19 protein-coding genes and 3 tRNA genes are annotated in these 15,708 nt (G+C 60.4%); 16 read left to right on the top strand and 6 right to left on the bottom strand.

Annotated features, from left to right (window positions below; translation table 11 throughout):
• Nucleotides 1-19: 19 nt before the first annotated feature.
• Together V1475_RS10660 and V1475_RS10655 are read right to left on the bottom strand one after the other, a co-directional pair.
• Nucleotides 20-1,186: an NAD(P)/FAD-dependent oxidoreductase gene (locus V1475_RS10660; protein ID WP_479412731.1), complete on the bottom strand. Its 1,167-nt coding sequence runs from the start codon at nucleotides 1,184-1,186 to the stop codon at nucleotides 20-22.
• Between the two features lie 86 nt (nucleotides 1,187-1,272).
• Nucleotides 1,273-1,452: a hypothetical protein gene (locus V1475_RS10655; RefSeq protein ID WP_479412730.1), complete on the bottom strand. Its 180-nt coding sequence runs from the start codon at nucleotides 1,450-1,452 to the stop codon at nucleotides 1,273-1,275.
• 23 nt (nucleotides 1,453-1,475) lie between these two features.
• Between V1475_RS10655 and V1475_RS10650 the strand changes: the two genes are divergently transcribed.
• The 8 genes from V1475_RS10650 (at nucleotide 1,476) to hisH (ending at nucleotide 7,405) form a co-directional block, all read left to right on the top strand.
• Nucleotides 1,476-1,550 (top strand) — tRNA-Gly (locus V1475_RS10650).
• Nucleotides 1,551-1,611: 61 nt separating this feature from the next.
• Nucleotides 1,612-1,686, top strand: a tRNA-Gly gene (locus tag V1475_RS10645).
• A 180-nt stretch (nucleotides 1,687-1,866) separates the two neighbouring features.
• Nucleotides 1,867-3,705 carry a hypothetical protein gene (locus V1475_RS10640; RefSeq protein WP_479412729.1) on the top strand — a complete coding sequence of 613 codons (1,839 nt, stop codon included), beginning with the start codon at nucleotides 1,867-1,869 and terminating at the stop codon, nucleotides 3,703-3,705.
• 231 nt (nucleotides 3,706-3,936) lie between these two features.
• Entirely contained in the window at nucleotides 3,937-4,851 is a 915-nt protein-coding gene (locus V1475_RS10635; RefSeq protein ID WP_479412728.1) for an NAD(P)/FAD-dependent oxidoreductase, read from the top strand.
• Nucleotides 4,800-5,570, top strand: coding sequence for a cyclic nucleotide-binding domain-containing protein (locus V1475_RS10630; RefSeq protein ID WP_479412727.1), 771 nt, complete (start codon nucleotides 4,800-4,802; stop codon nucleotides 5,568-5,570). Before V1475_RS10635 ends, V1475_RS10630 begins: the two co-directional genes overlap by 52 nt.
• 37 nt (nucleotides 5,571-5,607) lie before the next feature.
• Nucleotides 5,608-5,838, top strand: coding sequence for a hypothetical protein (locus V1475_RS10625; RefSeq protein WP_479412726.1), 231 nt, complete (start codon nucleotides 5,608-5,610; stop codon nucleotides 5,836-5,838).
• A gap of 321 nt (nucleotides 5,839-6,159) precedes the next feature.
• Nucleotides 6,160-6,747: an imidazoleglycerol-phosphate dehydratase HisB gene (gene hisB / locus V1475_RS10620; RefSeq protein WP_479412725.1), complete on the top strand. Its 588-nt coding sequence runs from the start codon at nucleotides 6,160-6,162 to the stop codon at nucleotides 6,745-6,747.
• A 19-nt stretch (nucleotides 6,748-6,766) separates the two neighbouring features.
• The gene (gene hisH / locus V1475_RS10615; protein ID WP_479412724.1) at nucleotides 6,767-7,405 is read left to right on the top strand and encodes an imidazole glycerol phosphate synthase subunit HisH; all 639 of its coding nucleotides are present in this window, start codon (nucleotides 6,767-6,769) and stop codon (nucleotides 7,403-7,405) included.
• 74 nt (nucleotides 7,406-7,479) lie between these two features.
• Here the strand turns inward: hisH and V1475_RS10610 are convergent, their stop codons facing one another.
• On the bottom strand, nucleotides 7,480-7,866 hold the full coding sequence (locus V1475_RS10610; protein WP_479412723.1) for a DUF2147 domain-containing protein: 387 nt from the start codon (nucleotides 7,864-7,866) through the stop codon (nucleotides 7,480-7,482).
• Between the two features lie 149 nt (nucleotides 7,867-8,015).
• Here V1475_RS10610 and hisA point away from each other — a divergent pair, with 149 nt between their 5' ends.
• The 4 genes from hisA to V1475_RS10590 all read left to right on the top strand — a co-directional run bounded on the left by hisA (nucleotide 8,016) and on the right by V1475_RS10590 (nucleotide 10,458).
• A complete protein-coding gene (gene hisA, locus V1475_RS10605; RefSeq protein WP_479412722.1) occupies nucleotides 8,016-8,738 on the top strand; it encodes a 1-(5-phosphoribosyl)-5-[(5-phosphoribosylamino)methylideneamino]imidazole-4-carboxamide isomerase in 723 nt (240 codons plus the stop codon).
• Between the two features lie 90 nt (nucleotides 8,739-8,828).
• Nucleotides 8,829-9,278, top strand: coding sequence for a DUF2867 domain-containing protein (locus V1475_RS10600; RefSeq protein ID WP_479412721.1), 450 nt, complete (start codon nucleotides 8,829-8,831; stop codon nucleotides 9,276-9,278).
• Nucleotides 9,279-9,338: 60 nt separating this feature from the next.
• Entirely contained in the window at nucleotides 9,339-10,136 is a 798-nt protein-coding gene (hisF, locus tag V1475_RS10595) for an imidazole glycerol phosphate synthase subunit HisF (RefSeq protein ID WP_434287965.1), read from the top strand.
• A 10-nt stretch (nucleotides 10,137-10,146) separates the two neighbouring features.
• Nucleotides 10,147-10,458: a phosphoribosyl-ATP diphosphatase gene (locus tag V1475_RS10590; protein WP_479412720.1), complete on the top strand. Its 312-nt coding sequence runs from the start codon at nucleotides 10,147-10,149 to the stop codon at nucleotides 10,456-10,458.
• Nucleotides 10,459-10,503: 45 nt separating this feature from the next.
• Here V1475_RS10590 and V1475_RS10585 read toward each other — a convergent pair whose 3' ends face one another.
• Both V1475_RS10585 and rlmB read right to left on the bottom strand, forming a co-directional pair.
• Nucleotides 10,504-10,935 (bottom strand): CoA-binding protein, encoded by a 432-nt coding sequence (locus V1475_RS10585; protein ID WP_479412719.1) that lies wholly within the window; start codon nucleotides 10,933-10,935, stop codon nucleotides 10,504-10,506.
• A gap of 282 nt (nucleotides 10,936-11,217) precedes the next feature.
• Entirely contained in the window at nucleotides 11,218-12,018 is an 801-nt protein-coding gene (gene rlmB, locus V1475_RS10580; RefSeq protein ID WP_479412718.1) for a 23S rRNA (guanosine(2251)-2'-O)-methyltransferase RlmB, read from the bottom strand.
• A 155-nt stretch (nucleotides 12,019-12,173) separates the two neighbouring features.
• On the opposite strand from rlmB, the gene V1475_RS10575 reads away from it, so the two are divergent.
• The 3 genes from V1475_RS10575 (at nucleotide 12,174) to V1475_RS10565 (ending at nucleotide 14,038) form a co-directional block, all read left to right on the top strand.
• Nucleotides 12,174-12,257: transfer RNA gene (locus V1475_RS10575), tRNA-Tyr, on the top strand.
• A 168-nt stretch (nucleotides 12,258-12,425) separates the two neighbouring features.
• Complete coding sequence (locus V1475_RS10570) at nucleotides 12,426-13,250, top strand: hypothetical protein (RefSeq protein WP_479412717.1); 825 nt, start codon at nucleotides 12,426-12,428, stop codon at nucleotides 13,248-13,250.
• A gap of 53 nt (nucleotides 13,251-13,303) precedes the next feature.
• Nucleotides 13,304-14,038 (top strand): dienelactone hydrolase family protein, encoded by a 735-nt coding sequence (locus tag V1475_RS10565; protein WP_479412716.1) that lies wholly within the window; start codon nucleotides 13,304-13,306, stop codon nucleotides 14,036-14,038.
• A gap of 9 nt (nucleotides 14,039-14,047) precedes the next feature.
• Here the strand turns inward: V1475_RS10565 and V1475_RS10560 are convergent, their stop codons facing one another.
• Nucleotides 14,048-14,485, bottom strand: coding sequence for a hypothetical protein (locus V1475_RS10560; protein WP_479412715.1), 438 nt, complete (start codon nucleotides 14,483-14,485; stop codon nucleotides 14,048-14,050).
• A 107-nt stretch (nucleotides 14,486-14,592) separates the two neighbouring features.
• Between V1475_RS10560 and V1475_RS10555 the strand changes: the two genes are divergently transcribed.
• Nucleotides 14,593-15,597: a hypothetical protein gene (locus tag V1475_RS10555; protein ID WP_479412714.1), complete on the top strand. Its 1,005-nt coding sequence runs from the start codon at nucleotides 14,593-14,595 to the stop codon at nucleotides 15,595-15,597.
• Nucleotides 15,598-15,708 lie beyond the last annotated feature (111 nt).

Genomic DNA, 15,708 nt, shown 5'->3' with positions numbered 1-15,708 from the left:
GCCAGAAGGCCCCTTTTTCTTAGTTCCGATAGGCTTTGAGATAGTGCCGTTCGAAGAACCGCTTGGCCCAGTGGAACAGCCGCGATTTCGGCAGGGTCAGCGCCATCTTATGATTGCGGAACACGAGAATGCCCTTGTTGACCGAGTCGACAATGCACACGAGTTCGGCCTTGAAATTATGGCTCGGCTCGCGACCCGCCAGATCGTCGGCAATATTGGCCACCGCCGCCTCGGCCTGGAGATCGGCCTGATGCGCCTGTTTGGCGAGCCACTCCGGCCCGGGATAGGAGCCCGTGTCGCCCACCACATAGGTGCGGGGCCAGCCGACCACCCGGCATTTCTCATCGGCCTGAATGAAGCCACCGGACGAACGCGGCAGCTCGGTGTTGTCCAGCCACAAAGGCCCCGTGAGACCGGACATGAAGAGCACCAGATCGGCGGGAATTTCCTCGCGCTCGGTCACCACCTTGTCGGCCTCGATGCGCAGCGGCTTGGCCCCGATGTGCACCGAAATGTCGCGCTTCCACATTTCGCGCAGCAACCCGTCCACCGCCTTCGGCCCAAGCCGCTGCCCCGGACGGTCCGAGCCGTTGAAAAACACCAGCTTGAATTTGTCCCGCCGCCCCTGTTGTCGCAGCATGGTGTCGATCCCGAAGAGAAATTCGAACATCGGCCCGCCGCGCACGGCCTGCGGCTCTTTCGGGTTGGTGCCGAATCCCATGGCGATGGTGCCGCCTTCCATGTCGCGGATACGGTCATGGATCAGCTGGCCCTTGATGGCCCCTTCGCAAGGGATGATCGCGTGTTCCGCCAGCCCCGGAAGTTTCTTGAGATAGCGCCCGCCGGTGGCGATGATCAAAACGTCATTGGTGACGGCAATGGTCTCCATCTCGGTCTCGACATCGACCGTGCGGCCAGCCTCGCGGACATTGACCACCCGACCTTTCAACCAGTCGACCTCTTCGCGGGCGAAAAATTTCGTCAGATCGACGTCAATGTCGGCCGCCGTCCGCAGCCCCGAAGGCATCCAGATCAGACTGGGCAGATAGGTCAGGTGGTTGTTCGGAGACACCACGGTGATGCGCGCGTTCATCTTCGCCTTGCGGATCTCGCGCACGGCGGTCAGCGCGCCGAAACCGCTGCCGAGGATCATGATATGGGTCTTTGTGGTCGTTTGAGTCGTCATCGCGGTCGTCATGGAGCACCTGAGAAATTCTGGCCGATAGGCCTTGAAACCGATGGGGATCAGAGCCCGGCGCGCGCGCCCAGTCCTTAATCCACATCAAAGATATATTCAAAAAATACCATAAGTCCCTGCGGCAGGTTGGCCCCGACCATCACAGCTACGTGCGCGGGTTGACACATTCGATCCGGAACCTGACTTTTCGCCTCGCGATGAAAAAATCCGCCGAAAGCGCGTTTTTCCTCTTGCAGCCCCCGGCGGGATTTCATATCTCACGCCTCACCCGAAGGACGCGGGTGTAGCTCAGGGGTAGAGCGTTACCTTGCCAAGGTAAATGTCGTGAGTTCGAATCTCATCACCCGCTCCAACTTTCTCCGGTCACCCACCGGAGAGACATAACCGAGCCGATGTTACAGGCTGGAAAGAGAGCGGGTGTAGCTCAGGGGTAGAGCGTTACCTTGCCAAGGTAAATGTCGTGAGTTCGAATCTCATCACCCGCTCCAATTTCTATCCCAGCCGATCAACAAAGACCGCCCAGCGCATGGGCTCATAATCGTCCGGCTATAAAACCCGCAGTAAAACGCGAGTTTTTTGCGCCACAGCGTTGACCTAAAACGCATTCCCCGAAAAACTCATCCTGTTTCCGTAACGGCAGCTCCGCACGCCTTGCACAGGATGGCATAATGGCCCTCAAACATATCCGCTCCCCCAAGGACAGCGCGTTCTACCCGATCCGCATCGAGGAAGTGCTTGTTCGCGAAGGCCAATGGGTCACCGCCGAGACCCCGGCGATGCGGGTGATGGCAGAGAACGGTCGGACGCTTCAGATCAACTGCGCGGTCGAGGGCACGATTGCGCATATCGTCCGCGCGGGTGCAATTCTCAAAGCCCCCGAGCCGGTGCTTTCGGTTGAGGAAGACGAGGAGGCCAAGGTGCCCCCGATCCCGCGTGCGAAACGCGATGGGGCCAAACCTGCTGCCTCCGCCGAGCCCCCGAAAGCGAAGCCGCACGCCAAACCGAAAGAAAAACCGGAGCAGAAACCGGAAACGCCCCAAAACACACCAGATCAGGCCACCGGCCCATCGTCCCGCCGCGGGCTGTCTGTGCTCGCCGTCATCCTCGTGATTGCCTCTGCCGGTTTTGTGTTCAATCGCATGACAACGACGAACGAAGACGTCGGCCCCGGCCAGACCACCCTCGCAAGCGCGCCCTCAAGCGCTCCGGCGACACCCGCCCCCACCCCTGCGAAACCCATCTTCCCCACGACCGAGGACCGGAGCTGGCTGTCGGCTCCGCATCTCGACAGTGTGCAACATATCTCCGGCGGCTCCCTGACAAACGGCCGCGCACTCAATCTGGACGTGGACCGGGACGGCAAGGTGAAGATCGTCGGAGAGATGAACGGTCGTGCCTTCGTCACGACCTACGACCCGTCGACCAAGAAAGTGAGTGACACGAAAACAACGGACATAGATCCGATCTATGCCTTTGTCTTCGCGGATTTTTTCGGAATGGGCGACAGGGATCTCGTCGGCTTCACCCCGAAACGGAATTTCGCCATTTCCACGGACTGGTTGCCGACCACAACCCTACTCTACTCCGCCGAGAAAGATCATCTCGGGCCGCAAGACGTGCCCTTTGACGACCTTCATATCTACGGCAGCGATCAGAACGGCGATTTCATGGTCCTGCTAGGATATGACACCCATGTGAGCGGCGCGTTCGAGGAGTCCATGGGCACGCGGTATCAGGCCCTCAGCTACGCCCGCGGCGGACGCGGTGACACTGTTTACCTGCCTGAAGACGAAGCGAACGGCGCATTCAAATATGTGCTCCGCTACAACACGATCAGCGTCGATGCCATGCAGGATGGAAACGCCGCACTCTTTCTGACGGCCACTGGCAACTATGGCCGCGACCTGTACGGCGAATTCACGATTCTCAAGAGCCAGGCTGGCAATACGGTGGAAAACCGTTTCGAATATTCCAATGAATGGCTGATGGAGGATTTTCCACCCCATGTGCCCCGCGATTTCATCAAGGTTCCGGGCTCTCTCGGGGGGGATTTCGGTGGCATCTCGCTCTCTGGCATGACGGTCGCGACGGATGATACGACCTATGCGGTTGCGGGCGTGATTTTCGGCGTCGAGGCTCAGGGGGCCACATTCCAGAACCATCCGGGACCGACGGCCTTTGTGCGCATTGCGGATGTGAACGAGAATTTCAACGTACGGATGTTTGCCCGCAACGACACTTACCGAGACGAAGGCCTGCGCGTTCAGGACATCGAAGGGTTGAGCGACGGGCGCTTTGCGGTTTTGCTCCGTGAGGATGACAACGCCGAACACCCGTTCAGCGCGCTTGTGATCCTCGACAGCCGGGCCAATGTGATTTCGCGGGAAAATTACTCGAACAACTTTCTCGAAAACATGATCTATAAAAACGGGACGTTGTACGCCGTGGGCTATCGCGTTCGCGACGACGGCACGGAAGACCCGCTCTTCAAAAGCTATCGGCCCTGAATGCCCAAGTCACGCTGTGCCCGAAATTCGCTTGCCATCAGTGGACAAGCGCCTCTGAACCATGCGCAGTGCTGCATCTGACCTGAGATCGAGCGACATTTGTATACGACTGTATTCCGTTAAGCGTCTGAAATATCAAATATATTTGTCAATTCAACGGATGACAGATCGCCTTTCACCCGCTACATGCAGCGGCAGGGAGCCCCTAAAAGGTGAAAAGGCAATATATCTATGACACAGAAACTTCTCGTTCTGGGCGGCGGGTTTGGCGGGCTCTACGCGGCGCGTGAACTGCGCAAACGCTTCGGCGCAGAGGCGGAGATTCAGCTGATCAGCGACGAGAATTATTTCGTGTTCCAACCGCTCCTGCCCGAGGTTGCCGCCGGTGCGATCATGGACATGCACGCTGTCACTTCTCTGCGCGAACTCCTGAAAGGCGTGCGACTGCGCAAGGCGACGATCCATTCCGTCGATTTCGACCGGCAGGTGGTCACCGTGTTCCAGGGCGTCCAACGCCGCCCAACCGAGATCGCCTATGATCACCTCGTCGTCGCCATGGGGTCGCGCATCGATCTCAGCCGGGTGCCCGGTCTTGAAGAGCATGCGCTCAAGATGAAGACTCTGGAAGACGCCCGCCGCCTGCGCGCCCATATCATCGAGCGGCTCGAACATGCCGATGTCACCTTCCTGCCGGAAGTGAAACGCGAAGCGCTGACCTTCGTCGTGGTCGGGGCCGGGTTCTCGGGAATCGAGACCATCGGCGAGATGAAAGAACTGATCGACCGCTCGCTCAAATATTATCCCAATATCGACCCCAAGGAGGTGCGGGTGATCGCGGTGGAATTCGCTCCGCGCGCCCTCAATGAACTGCCTGAAAGTCTTGCAGCCTATGCGGTCAAACAGCTCGAAAAACGCGGCGTCGAAATTCTGCTCAACACCGGTGTGGCCTCTGCGACCGGGCGACGTCTGGTGACCTCGACCGGCGAGATGATCCCGACCCGGACCATCGTTGCCACCATCGGCAACGCCCCTCGCCCGTCGTGCTCGACATGGATCTGGAACTGGCCCACGGTCGTGTGGCGGTGGAGCGCACAATGCAGGCCAAGGGACGCAAGAACGTCTGGTCGCTGGGCGATTGCGCGATGATCCCGATGAAGGACGATGCCACCGAGCGCGGCGATTTCGCCACGCCGACGGCGCAATTCGCGGTGCGCGAGGCGGTGCAACTCGCCGCCAATATCGAACGCGCGGTCGCGGGCAAACCGCTCAAACCGTTCAAATACAAGAGCCGCGGTGCCCTGGCCTCGCTCGGCGCGCGGCGCGGCGTGGCGGAGATTTTCGGTGTGAAACTCTCGGGTTACCCCGCCTGGCTGCTGTGGCGGATCTATTACCTGAGTTTCATGCCCGGTTTCGACACCAAGCTCCGGGTCTTCCTCAACTGGCTTCTGGACAGTATGCGCCCGCGTTCCGTCGTGGCGCTCAAAGCGCCGCAGGAAACCGGTGCGCATTATGTGCATTACGCGGCGGGCGATCCGGTATTCGAGAAGGGCAACCGCTCCGACGGGTTCTACACCGTGGTCGAAGGCCGCTTCGAGGTCTGCCTGCGCGATGACGACACCGGCGAGGCGACCACCTATGAGGTCGGCCCCGGCGGGCATTTCGGCGAGCGCATGCTGATGGGGGAATCCACCCGTTTCGGCACGGTGCGAGCCCTGAGCGATGGCAAGGTTCTGGTGCTCGGACGCGACGAATTCACCAAGCTCACCGGCACGTTCGGCGCACTGGGGAATTATTTCGAAGACTACCTGAAAAGCACCTATGCTCTGAATTGGAAAGCCCCCGGGAGCGGCAACAAGGTGCCCTGACGGCTTCGGCGGCGAGACTGGCGGGGGAAATATTGCGATGACGGAACATCAGCGGCAGTTCCTCTCCACGCAGGCAAGCGGATCGGATCTGGCAATTGCCGCAGAGCTGCGGCAAATCGTGGCTGAGCGCCTTGCAACCCTTTTCCAAGCCGCCGACGATGCCCTCGACAATGGCGACAAGATCGTCGACCGGCGTGTGGCAACCGAGCACACAGCGCAACGAGGACAGGCGTGCAAACATGTCGTTGTGCAGCTCCGGCTCCCGTGACGTGATCAGCTCCGAGGCGACCCCGGGGTGATAAAACTCTGCCATGCCCGCGCCGCCCAAAGGCGGTTTGCCATTCGGTCGAGCTTTCGATGTCTTCATGCCAGACCAGAACACGCATGTGAGAACCATTTTTGACGCAACGTTGGCCTCATAAGACGAGGGTATGCTTAGTAATCTCCTAATATTTTCAAAACAGTTTTCCACAGTTTCCAAAGACACCGCCCTTCCGCCTCAGGCCCGCGCCACCGTGGCAAGTGCCCCCATTGGCAAACCCGTCCCGAGGCGCGTATAAGCGGCATGAAGCGAGAAGAGGGACAGCCCATGCGCAAAGCTTTGATCAGCCGCAAGACCGCGGAAACCGAGATTACCGTCGAGATCGACCTCGACGGTACAGGCACATACGACAACCAGACGGGCGTGGGCTTTTTCGACCACATGCTCGACCAATTGTCGCGCCACTCGCTGATCGACATGACCATCCGCGCCAAGGGCGATTACCACATCGACGATCACCACACGGTCGAAGACACCGGCATCGCGCTGGGTCAGGCCTTGGTCAAGGCCGTGGGCGACAAGAAGGGCATCTACCGCTACGGCCACTTTGCGCTCGCCATGGACGACACGCAGGTCGCCTGCGCGCTCGATCTGTCCGCACGTCCGTTTCTGGTCTGGAATGTCGATTTTCCGACGGACAAGATCGGCACGTTCGACACCGAGCTGGTGCGCGAATTCTTTCAGGCGCTGTCAACGAATGGCGGCATCACGCTGCATGTCGACAAGCTGCACGGGATCAATTCCCACCACATCGCCGAGGCGGCGTTTAAATCGGTCGCCCGCGCGCTGCGCATGGCGGTCGAGATCGACCCGCGCATGGCCGACAGCCTGCCGTCGACCAAGGGCGCGCTTTGAGCGCGAAGGAGATCACGACATGCTGACAGCACTGGTCGATTACGACAGCGGCAACCTTCATTCCGCGCACAAAGCCTTCGAACGCATGGCGCGCGAACGGGGCGAAGGCACCATCGTCGTCACCTCGGAACCCGATGTGGTCGCGAAAGCCGACCGCATCGTGTTGCCGGGCGACGGCGCGTTTCCGGCCTGCAAGAAACAGCTCTTCGATTACACCGGTTTGTTCGAGGCGATCTCGGAGGCTGTGATCGACAAAGGCCGACCCTTCATGGGGATTTGCATCGGCATGCAGATGCTTGCGACGCGCGGCCTTGAGTATGAAGACACCAAGGGCTTCGACTGGATCGGTGGCGAGGTTGTGAAGATCGAGCCCTCCGATCCGGCGTTGAAAGTGCCGCATATGGGCTGGAACAACTTGCACATATCGAACACACACCCGGTCTTGGAAGGTGTTGAAACCGGCGATCATGCCTATTTCGTACATTCCTACCATTTCAAAGTGGCGAACCCGGCGCATCGTCTGGCCTATGTGAATTACGGCGAAGAAGTCACCGCGATCGTGGCCCGGGACAATATCATCGGCACGCAATTCCACCCGGAGAAAAGCCAGCGGGCCGGTTTGCGCATCGTGTCGAACTTTCTCGGTTGGAAGCCGTAAAGGCCGCGTCCATACACCGACAAGAAGACAAAGGGGCCCGCAAGAGGCCCCTTTCACATTTTAAGTAGCGGCGGTTACTGAACCCGTGTCCAGGTCTGGCCTTTGCAGATCGGCCCGACGCAGCCCTTCACGGTCAGCGTATTGCCCGAGAGCGTCATTTTCGAATTGTAGACCTTGCCGGTCGAGGGCTGCCAGATCTTGCCGTCCTTGTAGGCACCGCCGCCTTGCGGCGCCATGTCCCAGACGATGGGCTTGCCGATGTTCTCCGACTTGATCGGACCGTTGGCATCAAAGGCCTTGGCAATGGTCCCGCAGATCTGCGCACCACAGGGTTTGATGGCGATATAGGCATAATGGCCGTCATCCACCTGTGTCTGCCATGTGCCTTCCACCGGATCGGCAGCAAAGGCGGGGGCCGCAAGGGCCAGTGCGGCGACAGCCGCAGTCATAAATCGTTTCATAGTTCTTCCTCCCTAGATGCCCGCATCCTGAGCCGGGCGCCGCTTTCGTGGCAAGACTAACGCAACGGCACATCGCACCAAAGCGGGTTTTGCAATTCCCGCGCAATCATGCCAAAGGGAGCGCAACAGTTTCACGACAGGAGCGCCCCATGATCCTCTATCCCGCCATCGACCTGAAAGACGGCAACGCCGTGCGCCTCTACAAGGGCGAGATGGAGAAAGCGACCGTGTTCAACGAGAACCCGGCGGCGCAGGCTTTGGAATTCGTCGCAGCCGGGTGCGAGTGGCTGCACCTTGTCGATCTGAACGGCGCTTTCGCGGGCGAGCCGGTGAACGCGGCCCCCGTCGAGGAGATTCTCAAACAGTGCAAGGTCCCGGCCCAGCTTGGCGGCGGCATTCGCGACATGGCGACGATCGAGATGTGGCTCTCGAAAGGGCTTGAGCGTGTGATCCTCGGCACCGTGGCGGTGGAAAACCCCGATCTGGTGCGCGAAGCGGCGCGTGCTTTCCCCGGCCATGTTGCTGTCGGAATCGATGCCCGCAAAGGCATGGTCGCGACCAAGGGCTGGGCCGAAGAGACCAATGTGAACGCCACCGATCTGGCGAAGAGCTTCGAGGACGCCGGCGTTTCCGCGATCATCTACACCGACATCAACCGCGACGGGGCCATGCAGGGACCGAACGTGGAAGAAACCGCAGCGCTCGCCAATGCCGTGTCGATCCCGGTGATCGCCTCGGGCGGCGTGTCCACGATTGCCGATCTCGAAAACCTCAAATCCTGCGGTGCGCCGCTCAATGGGGCCATTTCCGGTCGCGCACTTTACGATGGGGCGATTGATCTCAAGGAAGCGCTCAAGGTGATGAAGGCCTGAGCTCCTCCTGACCCTGCGTCAACATGTCCCTATCTTTGTGTCACGCCTCTCGGTTAAGTGAATGCGATTAACATCACGCGAAGGTTTCCGATGGCACAGGTTCAGCATACCCCCCTCCCCGCCACCTCCCGGCTCTGGTCCAAGGTCCTGCCCGACGATTTCATCGACGGTTACGCGGTCGAAAGTAAACTGTCCCCCCGTGAGGCGGCAAACATCGGCCTGACCATGCCGGGCTGGGCCGACGCGCTTTTGCGCCTGCGCAATCGGATCGTGAAGCCCCTCGGCCTGAAAACAGAAAGCTCCGACAGCGGTGACGGCGCGATCTTTCCAGTGGAGTACGAAGGCACGGATGAGTTGATCATCGGCACCGACGACCGGCACTTGAATTTCCGCATCTGCATCCGGCAGGAGGCAGGCTGCATTCACATGGCGACCTGGGTGCATCGCAACAATGCGCTGGGGCGGGCCTATCTGATGATCGTCAAACCGTTTCACGTGTTGATCGTGCGGGACGCGATGCGCCGGATCGCCCGCGCCTGACGTTGCATCTAGGCCCCTTGCGCTTTAAAGACTCGGGCGAGAGATAAAAAGGCGCGCCCCATGCTCAAGACCCGCATCATCCCCTGCCTCGACGTGGCCGATGGCCGCGTGGTGAAAGGCGTGAATTTCGTGGACCTGATCGACGCGGGCGACCCGGTCGAGAGCGCGCGGGCCTATGATGCGGCGGGGGCGGACGAGCTTTGCTTCCTCGACATCCACGCCACACATGAAAACCGCGGCACGATGTACGATCTCGCCACCCGCACCGCCGAGCAGTGCTTCATGCCGCTGACCATCGGCGGCGGCGTGCGCACCACGGAAGACGTGCGCAACCTCCTGCTCGCGGGCGCCGACAAAGTGTCCTTCAACTCCGCCGCCGTGGCCGACCCGGATGTGATCGCGCGCGCCGCCGATCACTTTGGCAGCCAGTGCATCGTCTGCGCCATCGACGCTAAAACCATCGAATGGGACGCCGAGGGCAATCCGACGAAATGGGCCATCTTCACCCACGGCGGGCGCAAAGCCGCGCTCGACAAAGACGGTCACCCGATTGATGCCGTCGAATTCGCCAAGCTCATTGAAAGCAAGGGCGCTGGAGAGATCCTTTTGACCTCGATGGACCGCGACGGCACCCGCGCGGGGTTCAACCTCGCCATGACCCGCACCATCGCGGACGCCGTAAATATTCCGGTCATCGCCTCCGGTGGCGTCGGCAACCTCGACCACCTCGTCGAAGGCGTCACCGAAGGCCATGCCAGCGCCGTTCTGGCCGCCTCAATTTTCCACTTCGGGGATTACACGATCCAGGAGGCCAAAGAGTATATGGCCGCCAAGGGCATCCCCATGCGCCTGAATTAAGGAGCCGATCATGTCCGTTTTGCACGAGCTCGAACAGGTCATCATCTCCCGCAAATCTGCCGATCCGGAAAGCTCCTGGACCGCGAAACTCTTTGCCAAAGGGCCGCAGAAATGCGCTGAGAAGTTCGGCGAAGAAGCCATCGAAGCGATTATTGCCGCCGCAGTTGATGACAAGGAAAACCTGACCTACGAGGCCGCCGATGTGCTCTATCACATGCTGGTCATGCTGTCCGCGCGCGACATCGCGCTGGACGATGTGCTGAGCGAACTGGCGCGTCGTCAGGGCCTTTCGGGGATTGCAGAAAAGGCCGCTCGGGGCTGACACCGTTTCGGTTTTTCTGATGGCCTAAATACTCAAATTCCGGCGTCAAAGCCCCAGCCGCGGAATCTCGATCGCCGGACAGCGATCCATCACCACCTCAGCACCTTGCGCATGGGCCAAAGCCGCAGCCTTATCGTTGACGATGCCGAGCTGCATCCAGACGTATTTCAGCCCGGTGAGATGCTTCAAAGCCTCCTCGACCACATGCATCACCTCGTCCGAGCGGCGGAAGATGTCGACCATGTCGACCGGCTCGTCGATCTCCGACAGAGACGCCACGACGGTCTGGCCGAACAATTCCTTGCCCGCCTGCCCCGGATTGACCGGAATCACTTTGTAGCCACGTGTTGCGAGGAATTCGCCGACCTGATGCGAAGGACGCTCGGGCCGGGGCGACGCGCCGACGAGGGCGATCACTTTCGTGTCTCCAAGAATACGGGCGATGTCTGTGTCGGTCAGTTGGTCAAGATGTTGCATAGAGAGGAGTGTAGCGCGTTCCGAAAAAGAAAAAAGCCCATATGGCAAAGACGTGCCATCATCCTCCCCCCCGCCTGAGGCCAGAAAAAAGCCCGGGCTCTGAAAAACAGAAGACCCGGGCATAGGTATGGAACGAGGGACAGTGAGAACAACGCGCGTGTTCCAATATGCGCGTCTCACCACATCAGATAGGTGGTTGGTCTCGATATAAAAGACTGTGTAAGAAAAACGTGAACACCGGGTGAACGCCGCGTGCGTCTTCTGACTTTTTTCGCCCCTCACTTAGCCCCGCATTGAGGCCGCATAAAGCGCCACGGCAGCGGCGTTCGACACGTTGAGCGATCCGAAATCCCGCGCGAAGGGGATTTTCACCAGCCCATCCACGGTTTCCTTGGTTTTCTGGCGAAGCCCAGGCCCCTCGGCCCCCATCACAAGCGCCACCGGACGCCCCTTGAGATCGCCCAGCGCCTGATCAATCGTCACCTCCGCCTCGCCATCGAGACCGAGACAGGCAAAGCCCAGTTCCTGAAGTTTGAGAATCGTCTCAGACAGGTTGCGCACCCGCAGATAGGGCTGACGCTCCAGCGCACCGGAGGCGGTTTTCGCCAGGGCGCCGGTCTCCGGCGCGGCATGGCGCGCGGTGGCGATGACGGCTTCGGCACCGAACACCTCGGCGGAGCGCAGAATCGCCCCGACGTTATGCGGATCGGTCACCTGATCGAGCAAAACCACCGTCGGCGCGCCCTCGCCCGCCGCCAGACAAACCTCCTCGACCGAGCCCCAGCTCAGCGGCTTCACCTCAAGCAGAGCGCCTTGGTGCACGGAGGCCGGGTCGACCGGCACGCCATGGTTGCGCGGATCGTGGAATTTGCGCGGGTCGATCTCTTCGGGAACGATGCCAGAGGCGGCGATTTCCGCCTCAAGTTTGGACATCGCGTTTTTCGTCACCAAAAGCCGCAACTTCTCCCGCGCCGGATTCGCCAGCGCATCGCGCACCGCATGCAGGCCAAAGAGCCAGACGGTTTCCTGCGCGGCCTTGCGCTTGGCTTGCTCTTTTTCGACGACCCATTTGGGTTTTTTCATGGCTTTGGTGTCCCGCTTTTTGTGGCTGGCCCTTCTTGGCGCAGGCAATCTCCAAGAACAAGCAATTTTCCTGTTGACGCCCCCCGATCACACTTGTATCCACCGCCCACACAACGCGAAACGGTCGGTGAGAGATCACAGATCAGCGTGAAAGTGGGCGACGGGCTGCAAGGTGCGGCAGCGGACTGTAACTCCGCCGAGGAGACTCATGCCTGGTTCGATTCCAGGGTCGCCCACCACTTCTCCCCTTGATTTCTCTCCCGAAGCGGTCAGATAAACGGCATTTACGCTGGGCAATTGCCGGAACGGCTTTCCCCGTATGTCCTTCGCATTTTATCTCTGTCCTCAAGCCAATATTCACCCCTTGCTGCCACACTCCGGCGAAATCCCCGCCTGCGGAGTGCCTCATGTCGTCTGCCCCCTCTTCTTCCTTGTCCCCAGACGCGTTGAATGCGCTTGTGACCGAAACGCTGGCGCAGGCTCCGCTGCAAAGCCACCGCGGTCGCCTTAAGACCATCGGCACCCTGCAAACGCGGATCGCCCGTGAGGGCGTCTCGGGGCTGAGCGCACAGGAGGCGCGTCTAGAACTCGACAAACTGATTTCACGCAGATTACTGCTGCTCGGCGTACCCTGCGATCTGCCCAGTCTGACGGTGTCGACCGCTTACGAAGAGAACGTCACCGCATCCCTTGCGCCGGAATTCGCCGAATGGGACCGGGATCTGGCCGCCGATCTGGAGACGGGACCTCTTGCTGTGTTCACTTGGGAGCACGGGTTCAAAGGCTGGATCAAACGCTTGCGCCCGCCCCCTAAGCCCCTCGGCAAAGCCGGAAAGGCGCAGGGCCCCTTCGGCCCCGTGACACATCTGAGCCGGACGCTTGAAACCCCGACAGGCACATTCGATTACTATGCCGCATGGCGCTATGATCCGGCCTGTCACCTGACGTTACGGCTGGCCTGCGACGGGCGGCGGCGGTTCTCATTTGAGACCCGCTGCGACAGTTTTGCCCATGCGTTTGAGCATCTCGGGGCCACGCTCACGCGCCGCGGCATGGCCCTCCGGCTCAAGGGCTTTCTCCCCGGTGCAATCTGGACCGACACCGCGCCTGACTGCGAAACGTTGATCCTGCCGGACGGGCGGCTGGTCCATGCGCTGTCTCTCGACACCGAACCTGATCCGGCGGAAACCATGGCAACAAATCCCGTGACAGTCGCCCAGCAAGAGGCTTGAAATCCCAGCAAAAACCCTCAGACTGCCCGCGACGCCACAGGAAAGGAACGGGCATGGATCTGCGCAGCTTGGAAATTCGCTACGACGGCGGCAAGGGCAACATCGGCGGCCCGTTCATCGGCACGCTGCACTGGGACGCCGAGCTTGAAGGCCCACGTCCCGGCGTGCTCGTCGCCCCGGCGTTTCGCGGGCGGGCGCAATTCGAAGAGCAACGCGCACAGGAGCTGGCTGCCTTGGGCTATGTCGGCTTCGCCATCGACTATTACGGCCAGGGTTGGACCACCACCGATATGGCGGAGGCCCATGCCGCCAAAGCGCGCCTCGATGCGGATCGGGCATTGCTTGCCGCACGCATGGTGGCCGCGTTCGAAACCCTGAAGGCGCAGGATCTGGTGGATGCCGAGCGCACCGCCGCGATCGGCTATTGCCTTGGCGGCAAGGCCGTGCTCGATCTGGCGCGCGAGGGCGTCGACATCGGCGGTGTAGTGGCCTTTCACGGCATCCTCGACCGTGCCGAAAGCGCGCCGGATGTGACAATCCCCGCCGAGGTGCTGGTGCTGCATGGCTGGGACGATCCACTGGCCAACCCCGTGAGCGTCGTGACCTTCGGGCAGGAAATGACGGAACGTGGCGCCCGCTGGCAGCTCCATGCCTATGGCCACACCGGCCATTCCTTCACCAACCCGGCGGCCACACCGGGCGCACAACCGGGCTTTGGCTTTGACGTCAAAGCGACGGCGCGGAGCTGGCGCGCGATGGTGGATTTCATGGCGGAGATTTTCCGCTGACGGTGAGGCTTATTGAATCTCAATCGCGGCGCGCGCGTAATGCGCCTGTTCCGCCATGCCGTCATCAAAGATCACGTTGAGATCGACCGTCTCGACCGTACCCGGCGGGAAGCTCACCAGAATCGCGTCGAGCGTTTCCGCCTTGAGCGCATTGGGCTGGGCCGTGTCGAGATAACAGGGCTCCATCGCGAAAGGCACCATTTCGGCGCCGTTGACCGAATAGAAAATCTCGGTCAACCCACAGCGCCAGCTCAGGAGATTGGTAAAATACAACAGATCCTGCCCGTCATAAGTGCGCACCGCAAGCCATTGCGGCTTGGTCGCTTGCAGGATTGGCCGGACCTCAACGGCAGTGGTGAAATTCTCCGCCATAGCGCCCTGTGTGACAACACAAAGGCCCAAAACTCCGGCAATCGTGGATTTCATCGCTGTCATCCTCAGCAACATGGAAACAATCCTTTTACTTCGAGGGAATTAGCACCTTTTGATCAATAGTGATCCACCCTATAGTCACCCAAGATGTTCCTACGTGCTGTCCCGATCAGAGTTTTCCCATGACCAGTAAGCCTCAAAACGCCGTTCCGTTCAACGTTGTCGTCATCGGTCAGGACGGGCGGTTGATGTATGAGGCACTGTTGTTCGCCGCCTCGCTCCGGGCCTCCGACCCGGAATTCAAAGGCAAGCTGTTCATCGCCGAACCGCAACCCGGCGAGAAATGGTCGGACGATCCGCGGATGAAACAGACCGATCTTCTGGAAGCGTTCAAACGGCTCGACGCGGAAATCCTGCCTTTCGAGAACCGCCACTTCGGCCAGAGCTATCCCTATGGCAACAAGATCGAGGCGCTTCTGGCCCTGCCCGAAGGCGAACCCTTCGTGTTCTTCGACAGCGATACGCTGATCACCGGCCCGCTCTCCTCCGTGCCCTTCGATTTCTCCCGCCCCTGCGCCTCGCTCAAAGTCGAAGGGACGTGGCCACAGATCGAACTGTACGGGCCGGGCTACACGGAGATCTGGAAATCGCTCTATGACCGCTTCGGCCTCGACTTCGAAAGCACGCTCGATCTCAGCCAGCCGGACGAATACTGGAAACGCTATCTCTATTTCAACGCCGGGTTCTTTTTCTACGAATGCCCGCGCAAATTCGGCCAGCGTTTCCTCGACTATGCGCTCGAAATTCGCGATACCCCGCCCGAGGCCGCGAGCCTTCAGGTCTTCGATCCCTGGCTCGATCAGGTCGCCCTGCCTCTCGTCATCCATTCCTTTGGCGGTGCGCGCCGGACCATTCCCGAGGACACGCTCGATGGCGCGATTTCTTGCCACTACCGCACCTTCCCGCTCCTGTTCGCCCGCGAAGACGACCGTGTGGTCGAGGTGCTGCGCGAGGTGACCCAGCCCAACTGGATCAAGAAGGTGCTCAAGGAATACGAACCGATCAAGCGCCTCGTCTATCAGCCGAAGGGCGAAAAGATCCGAGCCATGTTCGACCGCGACAACCTGCCCCGGCGCGAACAAATGATCCGCAACCAGATCAAGAAAGCCGGGTTGTGGATGCGCTGAACGCGCCTGCCGCCTAACGCAGCCGCCACACTCCGAAAACAGGTGTCCCCGGCAAGGTTCCGCCATTCGCACTGCCCGCGAGGTCGCAGTCGACCGGGTTTCCCTTTGCAT

This window comes from Celeribacter sp. SCSIO 80838 (assembly GCF_056498065.1).
Note: the sequence above shows the minus strand (reverse complement) of the source record. Positions and strands in the feature narration are given on the sequence as shown.